Below are 19,954 nucleotides of genomic sequence, written 5' to 3' on the forward strand. Positions count from 1 at the left end.
GCGACCGGGTCACAGCCCGGAGGCCAGCACCAGGATCACCGTCCCGTGTGTGACGGTCGCGGCGAGCACCCCGTGCCGGTGCCGGACCCAGGCGCACAGCACCCCCTCCGCCGTTGTGAAAGCGAGTACCGGCCAGCCGAGGCCGGTGACGGTCGTCGCCAGGAAGGTGTGCCCGGCCGCGAAGAACAACCCGGACAGCAGGATCGTGCGCACGGGCGGGTAGCCGAGCGGACCGCTCAGGTACCCCTGCAGCAACCCGCGGAAGAGCACCTCCTCCAACAGGTTCCCGCCGAATGCCAGTACCGCCACCGCGGGGAGCAACGACAGTGCCACCGCGCCGCCGCGCTGCTCCACCGGAGCCGTCCGCAACAGAACGAGCAGCGGAACGAGCAGGACCGCGGCCGCACCGAGCGCGGTCAGCAATGCCCGCGGCCCGAGACCACCCCACACGACGAGCCCGCGCAGGTCCCGCGGCCCGTAGGCGATCGCGAGTGCACCGCCCGCGCCGACCGCACCGAGTGTCAGCAGCACCAGCGGATCGGGCGCGAACCGCAGCCACGTCGCGCCACCGGTGGTCCCGAGCGACCAGAGACCGAGCGGGGTCATCGTGTCCCGCACGAGGACGAAACCGAGCACCAGCACCACGATCCGCAACAGCGGCGCCGACCGGCCCAGCGCCAGGAACAACGCGGTGAGCACGATCAGGCCGGGAAGCAACCGGAGCGGATAATCCACGAACAGGACGCTGGTCACCTGACCAGCCTCCGTGGTCGGATGGGAGCCGACAACTCGCGTCCGCAGGGAGTGGCGCCGTGCGCAGAACACCACGTCAGACCCGGTCCAGGGAGACCGTGGAGATCATCCTGACGGCGGCTGCTCAGGTTTTCCGGCGGGAGGGTCTCGCGGCGACGACGAACCGGATCGCCGAGCGCGCCGGTCTCTCCATCGGTTCGCTCTACCAGTACTTCCCGCACAAGCAGGCGCTGCTCGACGCGCTCGTCGCCCGGCACGTCGAGCAGGCGCGGTCCACGCTGGACTCCCGGTTCGCCGCGCTGCGCGCCGACCCGCCCGAGCCACTCGCGGCGGTGCTGCAGATCGCCGACACCGCGGTGGCGCTGCACGCCGACCACCCGCACCTGCACGCGCTGTTCGCGGGATTCGCGACCCGCACCGCCACCGGGGTCGCCGCCGTCGACCGGCTGCGCGCCGACTGCGTGGCCGAGGTCGCGTTCCACCTCGCCCGGCTCCCCGGCACCAGCGATCCGGTGGAGCGTGCGCGGACCGTCGTGCACGCGCTGGACGGCCTGCTGCATCATGCGCCCGCCGATCCGGAGCGGCAGCGGGCCCGGGTGCGGGACCTGCTCCGGCTGCTCGGGGACTGACTACAGGGCGGGCATCCGGTCCGCCCACGGCCGGGCCCGCTCCAGCTGGGCGGCCAGCGCCAGCAGCTGCGGCTCGGCACCCGGGCGTCCGACGAACTGGACGCCGAGCGGCAGACCGCCTGCGGTGGTGTGCAGCGGCACCGTCGCCGCCGGGCGGCCGGTCAGGTTCGCGAGCTGGGTGAACGGCACCGGCGCGAAGTTGGCGTCGACCAGGCCCTCGACCAGGTTCATCCGCCCCAGCAGGCCGCCGGCGCGCAGCGTGAGCAGGCCACGCGCGACCAGCTTCACCGGACCGGCGAGATCCAGCTCGCCGATCGGCCACGGCGGCCGGGCCAGGGTCGGGGTGAGCAGCAGGTCGTAGCGCTCGTGGAAGGTGGCGAGCGCGCGGGTGTGCTCCTGCCAGCGTGCCTGCGCGGCGAGGTACTCCGGCGCGCTCGTGCCCCGCCCGATCGCGGCCATCACCCGGGTCTCGGTCTCGAACGCGTCCTCACCGCAGCCGGTGCGCGCCCGCGCCCCGTCCACCTGGGCGGCGATCATGGCGAACCAGGTGGTGAGGAAGTCGGTGGCCAGCCGGCGGCCGTCGACGGCCGGGGCGGACTCCTCGACGACGTGTCCGAGCGAGCTGAGCAGCTCCGCAGCGCCCGTCACGGCGGCGACCGCCTCCGGGTCCACCGGCCCGCCCAGCGGGGACGCCGTGCTCAGCCCGATCCGCAGCGGCGCCGGATCGTCACGCACCGCCTCGGCGTAGGGCCGCTCCGGTGGCTGCACCCGGTACGGCCCCTCCGGCGCGGGCCCGGCCAGCACGTCGAGCATGGCCGCGGAGTCGCGCACCGTCCGGGACACCACACCCTGCACCGCGGCGCCGTGGAACCCCTCGTCGACCTCCGGCCCGGACGGGACGACACCGCGGCCGGGCTTGAGCCCGAACAGCCCGCAGGCCGCCGCCGGGATCCGGATCGAGCCGCCGCCGTCGCTCGCCCCCGCGGCGGGCACGATCCCGGCCGCGACCGCGGCGGCCGCCCCGCCGGAGCTGCCGCCCGGGGTGCGGCCCGGGTCCCACGGGTTGCGGGTCGGACCGCCGGCGACCGGCTCGGTCACCGCGCGGGCTCCGAACTCGGGGGTCGCGGTCCGGCCGAAGATCACCAGTCCGGCGTCGGTCCAGCGCCGGACCACCGTCGATGTCTCGGGCCGCGGGTACCCGGCCAGCGCGCGCGAGCCGCTGCCCGTCGGCACCCCGGCGATGTGCTGGGCGAGATCCTTCACCAGGAACGGGACCCCGGCGAACGGCCCCGACAGCTCGCCCCGGGCACGGGCCCGCGCGGCGTCGGTCATCCGGTGCCGGATCGCGTTGATCGTCGGTTCGACGGCGTCGGCGCGGTCGGTCGCCGCCTCCAGCAGCTCGGTGGCGCTCACCTCACCGGCCGCGACCAGCGCGGCCAGCCCGACGGCGTCGTGCCTGCGGTAGTCGTCCCACGCGATGCCCATGGGGCGATCGAAGCAGACCGTCAGGGCTCCGAGACCGGCGCGGGCGGCGCGGGAGCCGGGTCCGGCGCACCGTTCACACCGGCGACGACGCCGAGGGTGAGCAGCAGCGCGGTCGCCGCGCCCAGTGCGGCGGGCAGCACCGGCCGCACCGTCGACGGCAGGTCCGGCAGGCCGGGCACCCTCGGCGCCCCGGCCGTGGCCTCACGCACCGGGCCCGGCCGGATCGGCTCGGGGAGCCGCGCGACCGACGGGGTGCCGTCGGTGCGCGGGCGGGGGATCACGGGCAGCGCCTGGGTGGGCGCGTCGCCGGGATCACCGGGCGCACCGGCCCGGTCCGGGGCGGCGGCCGGTCGGTCGCCCGCCGGCGCCTGCTCCGGGACGGCGGTGTGCCGGTCGGCCACCGGAAAGTCGCCGGCCTCCGGGGAGACGGCCTGTTCCGGGACGGATGCCCGCGGTGTGACGTCGGCTCCGGCGCCGTCCCACGGGCCGTGCTGCACCGGCACGGAGGGCCCCGTGTCGGACAGCGCGTGCCGGGGCTTACGGCTCGGGGTCTCGCTCATCGGTCCTCTTCCGCAGGGGGAGCTCTGCCACCCCTTCATCGCGCGGGCCCCCCGGCACCGTTACGAATCCGCGATCGGCGACACATCCGTACGGACGCTGTCAGCGGGCCATCCGCTGCAATCGCGCGATCCGCTCCTCCATCGGCGGGTGCGTGGAGAACCAGCGGGCCATCCGCTCCCCCGGCCGGAACGGGTTCGCGATCATCAGGTGGGACTGCGAGGTGAGCCGCGGGTCCGGCGGGAGCGGCGCCGCGGCCGTGCCGTACTTGAGCTTGTGCAGCGCCGAGGCGAGCCCCAGCGGGTCGCCGGTCAGCTCGGCGCCCGAGGCGTCGGCCTGGTACTCCCGGGAGCGGCTGACCGCCATCTGCACGATGCCGGCCGCGATCGGCCCGAGCATCGCGACCAGGATGATCGCGATCGGGTTCGGGCGGTCCTCGTCGCCGCCGCCGAAGATCGACGCGAACATCGCCATGTTGGCGATGAAGGACACCGCCGACGCCATGGCCCCGGCCACCGACGAGATCAGGATGTCCCGGTTGTAGACGTGGCTGAGCTCGTGCCCGATGACGGCCCGCAGCTCGCGCTCGTCGAGCAGCTGCATCAGGCCGGTGGTCACGCACACCGCGGCGTTGCGCGGGTTGCGGCCGGTCGCGAACGCGTTCGGCGCGTCGGTCGGGCTGATGTAGAGCGCCGGCATCGGCTGGCGCGCCTTCTGGCTGAGCTCGCGCACCATTCGGAACAGCTGCGGGTACTCGGCCTCAGTGATCGGCTGCGCGTGCATCGAGCGCAGCGCGAGCTTCGCCGAGTTGAAGTAGGCCCAGCCGTTCATCGCCAACGCGACCACCAGCGCGATCATCAGGCCGCCGCGACTTCCGATCAGGCCTCCGATCGCGAGGATCAGGGCACTCATCGCGCCGAGAAGCACGGCCGTCTTCAAGCCGTTCATGTGGCTGTGCACGCCGCCTCACCTTCCGTGCGGTCCTGCAGGGGGTTCACCTCGTCGAACGGACGAACCGGTCACGACGTTCCCGCCGGTGCCGGCATGTGACCCGGCGCCACCCGGCGCGGGTGCGCCCGGCCCGGCCGCCGGGGCATGATCCCAGCCATGAGCGACAGTGGGGTCAGGGACAGTGGGGTCAGCACAGAGGTCCGCACCGACATCACCGAGGGCGTCGCGGTGCTCACCGTGTCGAACCCGGCCCGGCGCAACGCGCTGAACCTGGAGTTGTCGACGAACCTCGTCGCCGCCGTCGACGAGGCGGTGGCCGAGCCAGGGGTCGGGGCGATCGTCGTCACCGGCGAGCCGCCGGCGTTCTGCGCGGGTGGCGATCTCGCCGAGCTGCAGCAGGCGGATCCGGCGACGCTCAAGCGCGTCTACTCCGGTTTCCTGGCCCTCGCGTCCTGCCCGCTGCCGACGCTGGCGGCGGTGAACGGCGCGGCCGTCGGCGCCGGGATCAACCTGGCGCTGGCCTGCGACGTCCGGCTGGCCGGACCCACCGCGCGGTTCGACGTCCGGTTCATGCAGCTCGGGCTGCACCCCGGCGGCGGGTTCACCTGGATGGCGCAGCGGGCGCTGGGCGCCCAGGGGAGCGCCGCGATGACGCTGTTCGGTGACGTCCTCGACGCCCGGGAGGCCGAGCGGGTCGGCCTGGCCTGGCGCGCCTACGACAGCGACGACGCGCTGCTGGCCGCCGCGCATGAGCTGGCCGGCCGGGCCGCGGCCGCCCCGCGGGACCTGATCGAGACCACGAAGGCCACCATGCGCGTCACCTCCCGGCTCGACGCACACGCCGACGCCACCGACATCGAGGTCCGCGCCCAGGCCGAGTCCGTGCACTCGGCCGCGTTCGCCGAACGGGTCGCCGCCCTGCAGAAGAAGATCAGCAGGAAGTGAGTGAGGTCACTCCCACGACGTGGACCGGACCTGTGACGTCGTCGAGGGCTGCGCGACGCTGGTCCGATTCGGGAGTTAACCTCGACTCAACAGCGCACTATCGACGGAACCGGGGGCCGATCTGCCCATGACCACCAGCGACACTCCTGTCGAGGCACGTGACTCCGGAGACGCGCAGGGCTCGAGAGTCGTGCAACGCGATCGGGTGGTGATCCGGTTCGCGGGCGACTCCGGTGACGGCATGCAGCTCACCGGTGACCGGTTCACCTCGGAGACGGCGAACTTCGGTAACGACCTGTCGACGCTGCCGAACTTCCCTGCCGAGATCCGGGCTCCTGCCGGGACGTTGCCGGGGGTGTCGTCGTTCCAGCTGCACTTCGCGAACTACGACATCCTGACCCCGGGTGACCGCCCGGACGTGCTGGTCGCGATGAACCCGGCAGCGTTGAAGGCGAACATCGCCGATCTGCCCCCGGGCGGGGTGTTGATCGTGAACACCGACGAGTTCACCAAGCGCAACCTGACCAAGGTCGGTTACGACGCGAACCCGCTCGAGGACGACTCCCTGGAGGCCTACGCCACCCACGGTGTCGCGATGGCGACCCTGACCCGGGGTGCGCTGGAGGAGACGGGGCTGTCGAAGAAGGACGCCGAGCGGGCGAAGAACATGTTCGCCCTCGGGTTGTTGTCGTGGATGTATCACCGGCCCTCGGAGTCGACCGAGCGGTTCCTGCGCGAGAAGTTCGCCAAGCGCCCCGACATCGCCGAGGCCAACGTGCTGGCGTTCCGGGCGGGGCACGCCTACGGCGAGACGACCGAGGCGTTCGCGGTCACCTACGAGGTCGCCCCCGCCCAGCTGGCGCCGGGCACCTACCGTCAGATCACCGGGAACGTGGCGCTGGCCTACGGGATCGTCGCCGCCGGACAGTCCACCGGGCTGCCGGTGTTCCTGGGTACCTACCCGATCACCCCGGCCTCGGACGTGCTGCACGAGCTGTCCAAGCACAAGGCGTTCGGGGTGACCACCTTCCAGGCCGAGGACGAGATCTCCGGTGTCGGTGCCGCCCTGGGGGCGTCGTTCGGCGGCTCGCTCGGGGTGACCACCACCAGCGGTCCGGGGGTGGCGCTCAAGGCCGAGACGGTCGGGCTGGCGGTGGCTCTGGAGCTGCCGCTGCTGGTGATCGACGTGCAGCGCGGTGGCCCCTCGACCGGGTTGCCGACCAAGACCGAGCAGGCCGACCTGCTGCAGGCCCTGCACGGGCGCAACGGTGAGGCGCCGCTGCCGGTGATCGCCCCGGCCACGCCGGGTGACTGTTTCTCCGCGGCGGTCGAGGCTGCCGCGATCGCGGTGCGCTACCGGACCCCGGTGATGCTGCTGTCGGACGGTGCGCTGGCCAACGGCTCCGAGCCGTGGCGCATCCCGGACGCCGAGTCGCTGCCCACGGTCGATCCCGGTTTCGCGACCGAGCCGAACGCCCCCGACGGGTCGGGCGAGTTCTGGCCGTATCTGCGTGATCCCGAGACCCTGGCCCGGCCGTGGGCGATCCCCGGCACCGCGGGGCTGGAACACCGCGTGGGTGGGCTGGAGAAGGCCGACGGGCGCGGCTCGATCTCCTACGACCCGGACAACCACGACCGGATGGTGCGGCTGCGTCAGGCCAAGATCGACGGCATCGAGGTCCCCGACCTGACCGTCGACGACCCCGACGGCAACGCCGAGGTACTGGTCATCGGGTGGGGCTCGACCTACGGCCCGATCAACGCCGCCGCCCGGCGCGTGCGCAAGCTCGGCCACCCGGTCGCCACCGCGCACCTGCGCAACCTGAACCCGATGCCGGCCAACCTCGGCGAGATCCTGGGCTCGTACCGCACGGTGCTCTGCCCCGAGATGAACCTCGGCCAGCTCGCCATGCTGCTGCGCGCCCGCCACCTGGTCGACGTCAAGTCCTACACCAAGGTCGCCGGGCTGCCCTTCGGCGCCGAGGAACTCCAGGACGTGTTCCTCGACCACCTCACCGGACTGGAGGCCCACGCATGAGCACCGATCTCGGTCTCCCCTCGATCGGCGGGCTCGACGGCGTCCCCACCACCGACGCCAAGCAGACCGCCAAGGACTACACCTCCGACCAGGAGGTCCGCTGGTGCCCGGGCTGCGGCGACTACGCCGTGCTCGCCGCCGTCCGCCAGTTCCTGCCCACCCTGGGCATCCGCCGCGAGAACACCGTGTTCGTCTCCGGCATCGGCTGCTCCAGCCGCTTCCCCTACTACCTCAACACCTACGGGATGCACTCCATCCACGGCCGCGCACCCACCATCGCCACCGGCCTGGCCACCAGCCGCGAAGACCTCTCGGTCTGGGTCGTCACCGGCGACGGCGACGCCCTGTCCATCGGCGGCAACCACCTCATCCACGCCCTGCGCCGCAACGTCAACATCAAGATCCTGCTGTTCAACAACCGGATCTACGGCCTCACCAAGGGCCAATACAGCCCCACCAGCGAGGTCGGCAAGGTCACCAAGTCCACCCCCATGGGCTCGGTCGACCACCCCTTCAACCCCATCTCGCTCGCGCTCGGCGCCGAGGCGAGCTTCGTCGGACGCGCCCTGGACTCCGACCGCAAGGGCCTCACCGCGGTCCTGTCCGCCGCCGCAGCACACCGCGGCTCGGCACTGGTCGAAATCTTCCAGGACTGCCCCATCTTCAACGACGGCAGCTTCGACGTGCTCCGCAAACCCGACACCCGAGAACAACGCGTCGTCCCCGTCACCCACGGCGAACCCATCCGCTTCGGCCCCGCCGGCGACGACGGCCTGGGCACCCACGCCGTCATCCAGGACGGATTCGGCCTCGCCGTCGTCGAAGCCGCAACGGTCGACCCCACCCGGATCGTCACCCACGACGCGACCGACCACGAACTCGCCTTCGCACTGTCCCGGCTCTCCGACCAAGACCTCACCCACACCGTCACCGGGATCTTCCGCAACGCCCCCCGCACCACCTACGACGACGCCGCCCGCGCCCAGGTCCAGCACGCCAAGCAGACCGGCAACGCCGACCTGCAGACCCTGCTCAACGGCCGCGACACCTGGACGATCCTCTGACCGATCCCGCGATGCGGCCCCGGCGCGATCCGCGCCGGGGCCGTTCGTGTCCGCCGGAGGGCTCGGAGGGACGGTGGCGGCGCCTCAGCGCGCGCCGGGCCGCTCGTGCCAGGCGATGAACCCGGCCGCCCGCGCCCCGGACTCGTTCTCGAAGTAGAGGTCGGCGCGCGTCCGCACGTAGTACGGCGACTCGGTGGTGTGGAACCGGCGGGACCCGCTGTGCACCTTCACCGGATGGCTCGTGGGCGGCTCGGAGCCGTCCTCGGGTGCCAGGATCGATCCCAGGTACGGGCCCGGCCGCACGCCCTCGGGCAGCGGCGCCGAGGCCGCGGCGGGCCCGATCAGCCGCGCGTCCAGCGCGGCGAGCGCCGAGCCGCCGGTGGAGCCCTGCGGGGCCGGCCGCGCGGAGCGGAACGCCGCCAGTGGTTCCGGCGGCCCGGTCTGCGCGGGCAGCACCGGTTCCGGGAGCGGCTCGGGCTCGACGTCGGCACGCAGCGCGTGCCGTCCGGCGGGTTCGTCGTCGTCGGCCGAGGCGTGCTGCTGCTCGGGCACGGCCGGTCCGGGATCGTCGGCGGCATCGGCATCGGCGTCGGCGGCCGAGGAATGCTGCTGCTCGGGGACGACCGGCCCGGGATCGTCCGACGAGCGGGGCTGTGGCACCGGCGACGGCTCGTCGGGCGAGCCGGGACCGTCGCCGACGGCACCGTCCGGCGAGGCCCGGCCAGGCCCCGGCTCGGGTCCGGGATCAGGCTCCGGTTCCTGCTCGGGTCCGGGATCGGACTCGGTCCGGCCGGCGTCCGGCGATGGGGTGTGCGCCCCGGCGGCCGCGGCGGCGGGATCAACCGGTGTCGCGGTGTCGAACAGGCCGGGTGCCGGCTCGGCCGCTGCCTCCCGCAGCTCCGGTGCGTCCGACGTCCCGGGCGCCCCGGGTGCCTCCGCGGTCCTGGGTGCCTCGGGCGTTTCCGCAGTCCCCGGTGCCCCGGGTGCGTCCGCGGTCCCCGGTGCCCCGGGTGTCCCCACGGTCCCCCGTGCCCCGGGTGCGTCCGAAGCCTCCGGTGCCGCAGCTGTCCCCGGCGCCGCAGCTGCCGCCGTGGCTCCGCCGGTGTCCTCGGCGGTGCCGCCGTTGCTGCGCGCCCGGACCACCAGCAGCCCGACCACCACGAGCACGACGACGATCGCGAGCAGTGCCCACATCCAGCCCATGACCGGACCTCCGTCCGCCAGGGAGCCTCCCTGGCGCAGTGGTTGGTATCACGGATCGTGCACGCCGTCATCGCGGTCGTGCGTCTCCATGCCCTTGCTGGATCATGGTGCCTGTGTCGGGCGACGGAGCGGTAACGAGATGAGCACGCATTCGCCCGAACGAACCACCCCCGGTCGGGACGAGCTGGACCGGACAGGCCTGGCCGCCGGCGTCGGCGCGTACGTGCTGTGGGGCATGTTCCCGGCGTTCTGGCCGCTGCTCGATCCGGCCGCGCCGGTCGAGGTGCTCGCCCATCGGATCGTGTGGACGACGGTGCTGATGGCCGCCGTGCTCACGGTGCTGCGCGGCTGGCGGCACCTGCGGGGGCTCGACCTGCGGGGCTGGCTCGCCACCTGCGCCGCCGCGGTCCTCATCGCGGTGAACTGGGGGCTGTTCATCTGGGGCGTGTCGGTCGGCCGGGTCGTGGAGGTGGCGCTCGGCTATTACATGACCCCGCTGGTGGGGGTGCTGCTGGGCGTCGTCGTGCTGCGGGAACGGCTCCGGGTCGCGCAGTGGGTCGCGCTGTCACTGGCCGCGGTCGCCGTGCTGGTCATCGGGATCGGGGCGGGTTCGCCGCCCTGGCTGTCGATGGCGCTGGCCTGTTCGTTCGGGACCTACGGCCTGCTGAAGGCGACGGTGCGGCTGCCGGCGGCGGCCAGCCTCACCGCCGAGGGCCTGGTCCTCGTGCTCCCGGCCGCGGTGTTCCTGCTGGTGCTGGAGAGCTCCGGCGCGGGGACGTTCCTCGATCTGGGCCCCTGGCACCTGCTGCTGATGCTGTCGGCGGGCCCGGCCACGGCGCTGCCGTTGCTGCTCTACGGCGCGTCCGCGCGCCGGATCCCGCTCAGCACGCTGGGCGTGCTGCTCTACATCAATCCGACCCTGCAGTTCCTCTGGGGCGTGCTCGCCGTCGGCGAGGACATGCCCACGGCCCGCTGGATCGGCTTCGCACTGGTCTGGATCGCGCTGGCGCTGTTCACCGTCGACCTGGTGCGGCGGGCCCGCCGCGCGGCTCAGCCGGTGCGTTCGACGGTGTAGTCGGTCAGCGTCCGCAGCGCGTCGATCGCGGAGCAGGCCGGCAGCACCGCGAGCTCGGCGCGCGCCCGGTCGGCGTACCCGGCGACCGTCTCCCGCGCCTTCACCAGCGCCTGCCCGGAGCGCAGGAGCTCCAGCGCCTCCGCGACCTCACCGTCGTCGGTGATCGGCGCGGCCAGCAGCCGGCGGAGCCTGCGCGACGACGGCGAGTCGTCGCCGTCGCGCAGCGCGTACAGCATCGGCAGCGTGTGCACGCCCTCCCGCAGGTCGGTCCCCGGGGTCTTGCCGGAGTCGTCCGCCGGGCTGGCGATGTCGATGATGTCGTCGGAGATCTGAAAGGCGGTGCCGATCAGGTCACCGAACCGGCGCAGCGCCTCCACGTGCTCCTCGGGGGCCAGCGAGAACATCCCGCCGTAGCGGCCCGAGGTCGCGATCAGCGATCCGGTCTTCTCCCCCACCACCCGCAGATAGTGCTCGACCGGGTCGTCGGACGCCTTCGGGCCGCGGGTCTCCCGCATCTGCCCGGTCACCAGCTGGGCGAACGTCTCGGCGATGATCCGGACCGCGTCCGGGCCGAGATCGGCGACCAGCCGCGACGCGTGCGCGAACAGGAAGTCCCCGGTGAGGATCGCGACCGAGTTGTCCCAGCGGGAGTTGGCCGACTCCGCGCCGCGGCGCATCGCGGCCTCGTCCATCACGTCGTCGTGGTACAGCGTCGCCAGGTGGATGAGCTCCACCACAGCCGCCGCCGTGATCACCTCGTCGCGCTCCGGATGCGGCCCCACCTGGGCCGCGAGCAGCGTGAACAGCGGCCGGAACCGCTTCCCACCCGCCTCGATCAGGTGCAACGAGGTCTCGGTGACGAACTCGTAGTCGCTGTGCACCTCGCGGCGCAGCAGGTCCTCGACCCGCTTCAGCCCGTCGGCCGTGGCCTCGGCCAGGATCGGATCGGCCATCCGGACCCCGGCCACACTCTGTGTCTCCACCCCCACAGCGTACGAACGTCAGCCGATGAACGCGCCGGCGGCGGCCCATTCGAGGACGGGTGTGGGAAGAATCCCGAGTACGAGCGTCGCCAGGGTGCCCAGTGTGATGGCCACCGTGGTGAACGCGCCCGGGACGACGACCGTCGGGCCGTCCTCGGCGGGCTCGCTGAACCACATCAGCACGACCACCCGCAGGTAGAAGAACGCGGCGACCGCCGAGGCGACCAGCGCGATCACCACCAGCGGCACCATGCCGTCCGCGGCGGCCGCCGAGAACAACGCGAACTTGGCGGTGAAACCGCTGGTCAACGGGATACCGGCGAGCGCGAGCAGGAGGAACGTCATGATCCCCGCGGTGAGTGGCGAGCGCTTCGCCAGCCCGGCCCACGCCGACAGGTGGCTCGCCTCGCCGTCCGGTCCGCGGACCAGCGACACGACACCGAACACCGCGATCGTGGTGAAGCCGTATGCCACCAGGTAGAACAGCAGCCCGGCGGTGCCGTCCGGGGTGATCGCCATCGCGCCGAGCATCAGGAACCCGGCGTGCGCGATCGACGAGTACGCGATCATGCGCTTCACGTCGGTCTGGGTCAGGCCCAGCACGGCGCCGACGACCATCGAGACGATCGCCACCGCCCACAGCACCGGGCGCCACTCCCACACGGTGGAGCCGAACGCGACGTAGAGCACCCGGGCGATCGCGCCGAACGCGGCCACCTTGGTGCAGGCCGCCATGAACGCGGTGACCGGTGTCGGCGCGCCCTGGTAGACGTCCGGCGTCCAGGTGTGGAACGGCGCCACCGAGCCCTTGAAGAGCAGCCCGACCAGCAGCAGCGCGAGGCCGGCGAACAGCAGCGTGTCCGAGGCCAGCGAGCCCGCGGCCGAATCCGAGATCTCGGAGAGCCGCACCGAGCCCGCGTAGCCGTAGAGCAGCGCGATCCCGTACAGGAAGAACGCCGAGCCGAAGGCACCCAGCAGGAAGTACTTGACGGCCGCCTCCTGGGAGAGCAGCCGTCGGCGGCGGGCGAGGCCGCAGAGCAGGTACAGCGGCAGCGACAGCACCTCGAGCGCGATGAACATCGTCAGCAGGTCGTTCGCCGCGACGAAGGCCATCATCCCGCCGAGCGCGAACAGCACGAACGGGAACGGCTCGGTCTGCATCGTCGGCGTCTGGTCCGGCGTGCCGTAGGAGCGGTCGACGTGCTCCGCGGAGGACCCGCCGCCACCACCGGTGGCAGCGCTCGTCCCGTTGCCACCCGAGCGGGCCGCTGCCCGCTCGGCGGCGGAGGCGACGAACACCCCGCCGGGTTCGACCGAGCGGTCGGCGAGCAGCAGCAGGCTGGGGATCGTCAGCACGATCAGCGTGCCCCAGAGGAACAGCGCGGGTGCGTCCACCGCCAGCGCGGCACCGAAGGTCAGCACCGGCTCCGGGCTCGACAGGGCGTACCCGGCGAGCGCGACGAGCGCCGCGAGCAGCGTCAGCCCGGTGGTGAGCACCTGTACCGGCCAGCGCTGGTGGCGCGGCAGGAACGCCTCCAGCAGCACCGAGACGCACGCCCCGGCGAACACGATCCACAGCGGCGCCGACGCGGCCCAGTCGATCGAGGGCATCTCGATCTGCGTCGGAACCTGGGAGGCGAAGCTCATCGGACGATCCCTCCAGCGGGCACCGGGTCGGGCAGGCCGAGTTCGGCCATGGTCGCCGTCACCGACGGGTTGATCACGTCGAGCACCGGGGCCGGGTAGAAGCCGAGCACCACGATCACCACGATCAGCGGTGCGAGCAGCCCGATCTCACGGCGGCCCAGGTCGGGGAAGCCGGACTTCTTCCGGTCCGCGGCCACCCCCGGGTCCAGCATGGTGCCCGGGCCACCGGCGCCACCGCGCTCCAGCGCGGCGATCACCGCGCTGCCGCGCACCGGCCCCTGCATCGTGCGCTGGTAGAACCACAGCACGTACAGCGCGGCGAAGATGATCCCGACGGTCGCGATGATCGTGAACACCGGCCGGGTCGGGAACGAGCCGATCAGCACCAGGAACTCGGAGATGAACGCGTTCGTCCCCGGCAGCGCCAGCGAGCTCATCCCGGCCAGCAGCAGGCAGCCGGCCATCACCGGGGCGAGCTTCGCGACACCGCCGTAGTCGGCGATCAGGCGGGACCCGCCGCGGGCGATCAGCATGCCGACCATCAGGAACAGCATCCCGGTGGAGAGCCCGTGGTTGACCATGTAGAGGGTGGCACCGGCGAACGCCTGGCTGGAGAACGCGAACACCCCGAGCGCGATGAAGCCGAAGTGCGCCACCGAGGTGTAGGCGACGAACCGGCCCATGTCGGTCTGGCCGACGGCGAGCAGCGCCGCGTAGATGACACCGGCGACCGCGAGCACCAGCACCAGCGGTGCCAGTACCTGGCTGGCCTGCGGGAACAGCGGCAGCAGGTAGCGCAGGAAGCCGTAGGTGCCGACCTTGTCGAGCACACCGACCAGCAGCACCGCGGCGACGATCGGCGCCTCGGCACCGGCGTCGGGCAGCCAGGTGTGGAACGGGACCAGCGGGGCCTTGATCGCGAACGCGATGAAGAACCCGAGGAACAGCCAGATCTGCACCGAGGTGGGTGTGTCGGCGGCGATCGCCTGCAGGTCCGCCCAGGTGAACGTGCCCCGGCCGAGCTGCTCGGCGCTCGTCACGTACAGCCCGATCAGCGAGGCGAGCATGATCAGCCCGCCGAGCAGCGAGTACAGGAAGAACTTGACCGCCGCGTACTGCCGTCGCGGACCGCCGAAGCGGCCGATCAGGAAGTACATCGGGACCAGCATGGCCTCGAAGAACACGTAGAACAGGAACACGTCGGTCGCGGCGAACACCCCGACCAGCGTCGCCTGGGTCGCCAGCAGCAGGCCGAAGTAGCCGGCCACCGAGCGGCCCTCGGGCAGCTTCTCCGTCCAGGCGAACAGCAGCAGGATCGGCACCAGGAACGCGGTGAGCGCGATCAGCGCCAGCGAGATGCCGTCCACCCCGAACGCGATGTGCGTGCCGAAGGCCGGGATCCAGGGCGCCGAGAACTCGAACTGGAACCGGGTCCCGGCCTGTGCCGCCGGGATGGAGTACAGCGACCACGCCACGACGACGAGCGCGAGCTCGACCAGAGCGGTCGCCATCGCGACCGCCTTGGCGGTCGCCGCGTTGTGCCGTACCGGGTACAGCGCCAGGGCGCCGGCCAGCGGCACCAGGAGCAGGACGATCAGGAGCGGGTTTCCGCCGCTTCCCGGAACAATGGGGTCGATCATCAGGCGAACCTCACCGCCAGCATCGCGGCGACGATGAGGACCCCGCCGCCGAGCATCGAGAGTGCATAGGACCGGACGAACCCGGTCTGCGTCCGGCGGAGCCTGCCGGATCCACCGCCGAAGGCGGCGGCCGTGCCGTTGACCAGGCCGTCGATCCCGCGGTTGTCGAAGAAGACCAGCAGCCGGGTGAGCCAGATCCCGGGCCGCTCGAGGAACGCCTCGTTGAAGGCGTTCGCGCCGAGATCGGCACGGGCCGCAGCGACCACCGGCGAGACCCGCTGCGGGCGCTCCACCGGGACCGGCGAGCGACCGACGAACAGGTAGGCCAGCAGCACGCCGAGCAGCGAGACACCGACCACCAGGAACGGGATCACCGCGTGCGGCAGCGGACCGCCCTCGGCGGCCACCCGCTCACCGACCGACGGGCTCAGCCAGCCCGGCAGGACCGGGTAGAGCAGGAACCCGGCGAACACCGAGCCGAACGCCAGCACGATCATCGGCGCCGTCATCGAGGCCGGCGACTCGTGCGGGTGGTACTCGCGGCCGTCGGTGGACCGGATCTCCTTCCAGCGGCTCTTGCCGAAGAAGGTCATGAGCATCAGCCGCGTCATGTAGAAGCCGGTCAGACCGGCCGCCAGGGTCGCCAGGCCGCCGAACACCCAGCCCTGCCAGCCCTCCTGGGCGAACGCGGCCTCGATGATCGCGTCCTTGGAGAAGTAGCCGGACAGGAACGGGAAGCCGATCAGCGCGAGATAGCCGAGCCCGAAGGTCACGAAGGTGATCGGCATCTTGCGCCAGAGGCCGCCGAAGCGGCGCATGTCGACGTCGTCGTTCATGGCGTGCATGACCGATCCGGCACCGAGGAACAGCCCGGCCTTGAAGAAGCCGTGGGTGAGCAGGTGCAGGATGCCCAGCGCGTAACCTGCCGGGCCGAGCCCGACGGCCAGCACCATGTAGCCGATCTGGCTGACCGTGGAGTAGGCCAGCACCTTCTTGATGTCGTCGTAGGCGCAGCCGACGATCGCGCCGATCATCAGCGTCAGCACGCCGATCAGGCAGACCACCAGCCGTCCGGTCTCGGACAGGTTGTAGATCGGCGACGCGCGGGCGATCAGGTAGACGCCCGCGGTGACCATGGTCGCCGCGTGGATCAGCGCCGAGACCGGGGTCGGGCCCTCCATCGCGTCCGGCAGCCACGCCTGCAGCGGGAACTGACCGGACTTGCCGCAGGCACCGAGCAGGAGCAGCAGCGTGATCGCCAGGACCGTGCCACCGGAGACCTCGCCGATCCGGGCGAAGACCTCGGAGTACTGCAGGCTGCCGAGCTCCAGCCAGATCAGGAAGATCGCGATCGCCAGGCCGACGTCGCCGACCCGGTTCATGATGAAGGCCTTCTTAGCCGCGGTCGCCGCGGCCGGCCGGTCCTGATAGAACCCGATCAGCAGGTAGGACGCCAGGCCGACGCCCTCCCAGCCGAGGTAGAGCATCACGAAGTTGTTGCCCAGGACCAGCACCAGCATCGCCGCGACGAACAGGTTCAGCTGGGCGAAGAACCGCCTGCGGTTCGGGTCGTGGCTCATGTAGCCCACCGAGTAGAGGTGGATGAGCGCGCCGACACCGGTGATCAGCAGGACGAACGTGATCGACAGCGGATCGAGCCGGAGTCCGAAGTCGACGCCGAGCGCGCCGGACTCCATCCAGGACCAGAGCGACTGCTCGCGCAGCCGCTCGTCCGGACCGAGGCCGAGCGTCTGCGCGAAGATCGCGAGACCGATGACGAACGAGCCGACCACGGTCGCGACGCCGAGCCAGTGGCCCCAGGCATCGGCCCGGCGGCCCGCCATGAACAGGACGAGCGCACCGGCGGCGGGGAGCGCGATCAGCAACCAGGCCAGCGACGCGGCGCCGGTCGCCGGAGCCACGCCGTCCGCTGCCGCGACGGACTGTGCGAGTTGGAGGATCACCCGGGGGCTCCTAGTACTTGAGCAGGTTCGCGTCGTCCACGGAGGACGACTGACGGGTGCGGAAGATCGCGGTGATGATCGCGAGTCCGACGACCACCTCGCAGGCGGCGACGACCATCACGAACAGCGCCATCACCTGGCCGTCGAGGTTCCCGTGGATCCGGGAGAACGTGACCAGCGACAGGTTCACCGCGTTCAGCATCAGCTCGATGCACATGAACACCACGACCGCGTTGCGGCGGACCAGCACACCGACCGCGCCGATGGTGAACAACAGCGCGGAGAGCAGCAGGTAGTACTCGGGGGTCATCGGTGCTCTCCGGTATCGCCTGCGGGGCCCGCCCCGGTATCGCCTGCGGGGCCCGCCCCGGTGCCGCTCGCCTCGCCCGACTCGATCGTCCGGTCGGGTGCCGACCGCCCGGTCAGCGAGTGCGCGTCGGGCGTCGTGGTGTCCGGGACGTCCACCGACACCGACTCGATGATCTCGGAGAGGGACTCCGGTGCGATCGAGCCGTCCGGCAGCAGTGCGGGCACCGCCACCGAGTTCGCGGTGGCATAGACGCCCGGACCCGGCAGCGGCGAGACACGGGCGTGCTCGCCGCGCAGCCGGCGCAGCACCGTCTCGCGCTGGCTGAGCTTCGCGTGCAGCGAGCTCTGCGATCCGGTCAGCACCATCGCGCCGAGCGCGGCGACCATCAGCAGTGCCGCGGTCAGCTCGAACGCCAGCAGGTAGTCGGTGAAGATCAGCCGGCCGAGCCCGGGGACGTTGCCGTTCCAGCCGAGCCCGCCCTGTGCCAGACCGGCCGGGGTGACGTCGGTGAGCCCGCGGGACAGGCCGCCGACCAGCAGCGCGGCCAGCCCGACGCCGAAGACCAGTGCCGCGGCGCGCTGTCCGCGCAGCACCTCGATCACCGAGTCCTTGGAGTCCCGGCCGACCAGCATCAGCACGAACAGGAACAGCATCATCACCGCGCCGGTGTAGACGATGATCTGCACGAAGCCGAGGAACGGCGCGGACTGCACCAGGTACAGCACGGCGATCGAGAACATCGTCAGCACCAGCAGCAGCGCCGCGTGCACGGCGTGCCGGGCGAAGACCAGGCCGAGCGCGCCGGCCAGCGCCACCGGGCCGAGCACCCAGAACGCGATCGCCTCGCCGGTGCTGACCTCGCCGGCCGCCTGGGCCAGCGCCGCCGCGCCCGTGGTCGAGAACCGCTCGACGAGCGCGCTCACCGGATCTGCTCCCCGGTCTGGTCCAGGACCGACGTCTTCGCCAGGGTCGGGCCCTGCACGTAGTAGTCCTGCTCGTCCTCGCCGAGACGCATCGGGTGCGGCGGCTGCTCCATGCCGGGTAGCAGCGGAGCCATCAGCTGCTCCTTGGTGTAGATGAGGTCCTGCCGGTTGTCGTCGGCCAGCTCGTAGAAGTTGGTCATCGTCAGCGACCGGGTCGGGCAGGCCTCGATGCACAGGCCGCAGCCGATGCACCGCAGGTAGTTGATCTGGTAGATCGCGCCGTAGCGCTCACCCGGTGAGTACCGGGCCTCCTCGGTGTTGTCCCCGCCCTCGACGTAGATCGCGTCGGCCGGGCAGGCCCAGGCGCACAGCTCACAGCCGACGCACTTCTCCAGCCCGTCCGGGTGCCGGTTGAGCTGATGGCGACCGTGATAGCGGGGCGCGGCGGGCGGGAAGTCCTCCGGGTACTCCTCGGTGACGACCTTCTTGAACATCGTCGAGAAGGTGACGCCGAATCCCTTGAAGAAGTCGAACATCTACTCGGCCTCCTGTCCTGCCCGCACGGCCTTGCGGCGCTTCGGTGGTGACTCGGGGACCTCGAGGTCCAGTGGTGGCACCGGATAGTCCGATGCCGGCTCGACCGGTGGAGCCTGCACCTGCTTGTCCGGCAGCAGGAACGCCACCGCCAGCACGACGGCCAGCGCGAACCCGATCAGGGAGACCAGCAGCACGATGTTGTCGCCGCCGGTCGACTGGAAGGCGCGGATGCCGAAGATCGCGACGATCCAGACCAGCATCACCGGGACCAGGACCTTCCAGCCCAGCTTCATGAACTGGTCGTAGCGGAACCGGGGCAGGGTCCCGCGCAGCCAGATGAACATGAACAGGAACAGCAGGGTCTTCAGGATGAAGGCCACGAACTGCATCCAGCCGTACTCGTTGAGGAAGCTCAACGGCCACGGCCACATCCCGCCACCGAGGAACAGCGTCACCGCCATCGCCGAGACGGTCACCATGTTCACGTACTCGGCGAGGAAGAACAGCGCGAACTTCAGCGACGAGTACTCGGTGTGGAAACCACCGACCAGCTCGGACTCGGCCTCGGGCAGGTCGAACGGCGCCCGGTTGGTCTCGCCGACCATCGCGATCACGAACACCACGAAGCTCGGGAACAGCAGCCAGACGTACCAGCCCTGCGCCTGCGCCCCGACGATCGTCGCGGTGGACAGCGACCCGGCGTAGAGCACCACACCGACCACGGCCAGACCGAGCGCGATCTCGTAGGAGATGACCTGGGCGGCCGAGCGCAGCGAGCCCAGCAGCGAGTACGGCGAGCCGGACGCCCAGCCACCGAGAACGATGCCGTAGACACCGATCGAGGAGCAGGCCAACACCACCAGCACGCCGACCGGGACGTCGACCAGCTGCAGCACCGTCTGCTGCCCGAAGATCGTGACCTCACCGCCGAACGGGATCACCGACAGGGCCACGAACGCCGGGATCGTGGAGATGATCGGGGCGATGAAGTAGACCTTCTTGTCGGCCATCGCCGGCATGATGTCTTCCTTGAACGCCAGCTTCAGCCCGTCGGCGAGGCTCTGCAGCCAGCCACCGGGGCCGGTCCGGTTCGGACCGGGCCGGTGCTGCATCCGGCCGACGACCTTGCGCTCCCAGTTGATCATGAACAGGGTCAGCACGACCCCGATCACGAACAGGCCGAGCACCTTGAGCAGGGTCAGCCAGATCGGGTCGCTCGCCAGCAGCTCCTGGGTGCGGGTCAGACCGT

Annotated in this window: 18 protein-coding genes; 5 read left to right on the forward strand and 13 right to left on the reverse strand. The window is 71.6% G+C overall.

Going from position 1 to position 19,954, the window contains the following annotated elements; all coding sequences use genetic code 11:
* Window positions 1–9: 9 nt before the first annotated feature.
* Window positions 10–753 (reverse strand): CPBP family intramembrane glutamic endopeptidase, encoded by a 744-nt coding sequence (locus Pdca_RS29480; RefSeq protein ID WP_085915836.1) that lies wholly within the window; start codon window positions 751–753, stop codon window positions 10–12.
* 59 nt (window positions 754–812) lie between these two features.
* On the opposite strand from Pdca_RS29480, the gene Pdca_RS36160 reads away from it, so the two are divergent.
* Entirely contained in the window at window positions 813–1,382 is a 570-nt protein-coding gene (locus Pdca_RS36160; protein WP_085915835.1) for a TetR/AcrR family transcriptional regulator, read from the forward strand.
* On the opposite strand, the gene Pdca_RS29490 is transcribed toward Pdca_RS36160, so the two are convergent.
* The 3 genes from Pdca_RS29490 to htpX form a co-directional block, all read right to left on the reverse strand.
* Window positions 1,383–2,867, reverse strand: coding sequence for an amidase (locus tag Pdca_RS29490; RefSeq protein WP_197719842.1), 1,485 nt, complete (start codon window positions 2,865–2,867; stop codon window positions 1,383–1,385).
* Window positions 2,868–2,887: 20 nt separating this feature from the next.
* On the reverse strand, window positions 2,888–3,427 hold the full coding sequence (locus Pdca_RS35865; protein WP_085915834.1) for a flagellar biosynthesis protein FlhF: 540 nt from the start codon (window positions 3,425–3,427) through the stop codon (window positions 2,888–2,890).
* Between the two features lie 100 nt (window positions 3,428–3,527).
* Window positions 3,528–4,385 carry a zinc metalloprotease HtpX gene (gene htpX / locus Pdca_RS29505; RefSeq protein ID WP_085915833.1) on the reverse strand — a complete coding sequence of 286 codons (858 nt, stop codon included), beginning with the start codon at window positions 4,383–4,385 and terminating at the stop codon, window positions 3,528–3,530.
* 147 nt (window positions 4,386–4,532) lie between these two features.
* On the opposite strand from htpX, the gene Pdca_RS29510 reads away from it, so the two are divergent.
* From Pdca_RS29510 to Pdca_RS29520, 3 genes are all read left to right on the forward strand, one after another.
* Window positions 4,533–5,321 carry an enoyl-CoA hydratase gene (locus Pdca_RS29510; protein ID WP_085915832.1) on the forward strand — a complete coding sequence of 263 codons (789 nt, stop codon included), beginning with the start codon at window positions 4,533–4,535 and terminating at the stop codon, window positions 5,319–5,321.
* A gap of 127 nt (window positions 5,322–5,448) precedes the next feature.
* Entirely contained in the window at window positions 5,449–7,359 is a 1,911-nt protein-coding gene (locus Pdca_RS29515; RefSeq protein ID WP_125911612.1) for a 2-oxoacid:acceptor oxidoreductase subunit alpha, read from the forward strand.
* Window positions 7,356–8,423, forward strand: a complete 1,068-nt coding sequence (locus Pdca_RS29520) for a 2-oxoacid:ferredoxin oxidoreductase subunit beta (RefSeq protein ID WP_085915830.1) — start codon at window positions 7,356–7,358, stop codon at window positions 8,421–8,423. Before Pdca_RS29515 ends, Pdca_RS29520 begins: the two co-directional genes overlap by 4 nt.
* Before the next feature lie 84 nt (window positions 8,424–8,507).
* Here the strand turns inward: Pdca_RS29520 and Pdca_RS29525 are convergent, their stop codons facing one another.
* A complete protein-coding gene (locus Pdca_RS29525; protein ID WP_085915829.1) occupies window positions 8,508–9,626 on the reverse strand; it encodes a sunset domain-containing protein in 1,119 nt (372 codons plus the stop codon).
* Between the two features lie 139 nt (window positions 9,627–9,765).
* Here Pdca_RS29525 and rarD point away from each other — a divergent pair, with 139 nt between their 5' ends.
* Entirely contained in the window at window positions 9,766–10,701 is a 936-nt protein-coding gene (gene rarD, locus Pdca_RS29530) for an EamA family transporter RarD (RefSeq protein WP_085915828.1), read from the forward strand.
* Here the strand turns inward: rarD and Pdca_RS29535 are convergent.
* The 8 genes from Pdca_RS29535 to nuoH all read right to left on the reverse strand — a co-directional run bounded on the left by Pdca_RS29535 (window position 10,677) and on the right by nuoH (window position 19,949).
* Window positions 10,677–11,654, reverse strand: coding sequence for a polyprenyl synthetase family protein (locus Pdca_RS29535; protein WP_166665997.1), 978 nt, complete (start codon window positions 11,652–11,654; stop codon window positions 10,677–10,679). The two genes, rarD and Pdca_RS29535, sit on opposite strands and share 25 nt — an antisense overlap.
* Window positions 11,655–11,702: 48 nt before the next feature.
* Window positions 11,703–13,331, reverse strand: coding sequence for an NADH-quinone oxidoreductase subunit NuoN (gene nuoN / locus Pdca_RS29540; protein WP_085915826.1), 1,629 nt, complete (start codon window positions 13,329–13,331; stop codon window positions 11,703–11,705).
* Window positions 13,328–14,971: an NADH-quinone oxidoreductase subunit M gene (locus Pdca_RS29545; protein ID WP_085915825.1), complete on the reverse strand. Its 1,644-nt coding sequence runs from the start codon at window positions 14,969–14,971 to the stop codon at window positions 13,328–13,330. The genes nuoN and Pdca_RS29545 overlap by 4 nt, the downstream gene beginning before the upstream one ends.
* On the reverse strand, window positions 14,971–16,815 hold the full coding sequence (gene nuoL, locus Pdca_RS29550) for an NADH-quinone oxidoreductase subunit L (RefSeq protein ID WP_232021744.1): 1,845 nt from the start codon (window positions 16,813–16,815) through the stop codon (window positions 14,971–14,973). Before nuoL ends, Pdca_RS29545 begins: the two co-directional genes overlap by 1 nt.
* A gap of 130 nt (window positions 16,816–16,945) precedes the next feature.
* Complete coding sequence (nuoK, locus tag Pdca_RS29555; RefSeq protein ID WP_085915824.1) at window positions 16,946–17,245, reverse strand: NADH-quinone oxidoreductase subunit NuoK; 300 nt, start codon at window positions 17,243–17,245, stop codon at window positions 16,946–16,948.
* Complete coding sequence (locus tag Pdca_RS29560; protein ID WP_166665868.1) at window positions 17,242–18,168, reverse strand: NADH-quinone oxidoreductase subunit J; 927 nt, start codon at window positions 18,166–18,168, stop codon at window positions 17,242–17,244. The genes nuoK and Pdca_RS29560 overlap by 4 nt, the downstream gene beginning before the upstream one ends.
* On the reverse strand, window positions 18,165–18,704 hold the full coding sequence (nuoI, locus tag Pdca_RS29565; protein ID WP_085915823.1) for an NADH-quinone oxidoreductase subunit NuoI: 540 nt from the start codon (window positions 18,702–18,704) through the stop codon (window positions 18,165–18,167). The genes Pdca_RS29560 and nuoI overlap by 4 nt, the downstream gene beginning before the upstream one ends.
* The gene (gene nuoH, locus Pdca_RS29570; RefSeq protein ID WP_125911696.1) at window positions 18,705–19,949 is read right to left on the reverse strand and encodes an NADH-quinone oxidoreductase subunit NuoH; all 1,245 of its coding nucleotides are present in this window, start codon (window positions 19,947–19,949) and stop codon (window positions 18,705–18,707) included.
* Window positions 19,950–19,954: the final 5 nt, after the last annotated feature.

Source organism: Pseudonocardia autotrophica (genome assembly GCF_003945385.1).
Lineage (GTDB): Bacteria > Actinomycetota > Actinomycetes > Mycobacteriales > Pseudonocardiaceae > Pseudonocardia > Pseudonocardia autotrophica.

Bases quoted from the DNA above. Each gene is read 5' to 3' on its own strand.
- rarD (WP_085915828.1), top strand. From the start codon at position 9,766: ATGAGCACGCATTCGCCCGAACGAACCACCCCCGGTCGGGACGAGCTG.
- nuoN (WP_085915826.1), bottom strand. From the start codon at position 13,331: ATGAGCTTCGCCTCCCAGGTTCCGACGCAGATCGAGATGCCCTCGATC.
- Pdca_RS29515 (WP_125911612.1), top strand. From the start codon at position 5,449: ATGACCACCAGCGACACTCCTGTCGAGGCACGTGACTCCGGAGACGCG.
- Pdca_RS29520 (WP_085915830.1), top strand. From the start codon at position 7,356: ATGAGCACCGATCTCGGTCTCCCCTCGATCGGCGGGCTCGACGGCGTC.
- nuoI (WP_085915823.1), bottom strand. From the start codon at position 18,704: ATGTTCGACTTCTTCAAGGGATTCGGCGTCACCTTCTCGACGATGTTC.
- Pdca_RS29510 (WP_085915832.1), top strand. From the start codon at position 4,533: ATGAGCGACAGTGGGGTCAGGGACAGTGGGGTCAGCACAGAGGTCCGC.
- Pdca_RS29545 (WP_085915825.1), bottom strand. From the start codon at position 14,971: ATGATCGACCCCATTGTTCCGGGAAGCGGCGGAAACCCGCTCCTGATC.
- Pdca_RS29490 (WP_197719842.1), bottom strand. From the start codon at position 2,867: ATGGGCATCGCGTGGGACGACTACCGCAGGCACGACGCCGTCGGGCTG.
- nuoL (WP_232021744.1), bottom strand. From the start codon at position 16,815: ATGGCGGGCCGCCGGGCCGATGCCTGGGGCCACTGGCTCGGCGTCGCG.
- Pdca_RS29535 (WP_166665997.1), bottom strand. From the start codon at position 11,654: ATGGCCGATCCGATCCTGGCCGAGGCCACGGCCGACGGGCTGAAGCGG.
- Pdca_RS29525 (WP_085915829.1), bottom strand. From the start codon at position 9,626: ATGGGCTGGATGTGGGCACTGCTCGCGATCGTCGTCGTGCTCGTGGTG.
- nuoK (WP_085915824.1), bottom strand. From the start codon at position 17,245: ATGACCCCCGAGTACTACCTGCTGCTCTCCGCGCTGTTGTTCACCATC.
- Pdca_RS35865 (WP_085915834.1), bottom strand. From the start codon at position 3,427: ATGAGCGAGACCCCGAGCCGTAAGCCCCGGCACGCGCTGTCCGACACG.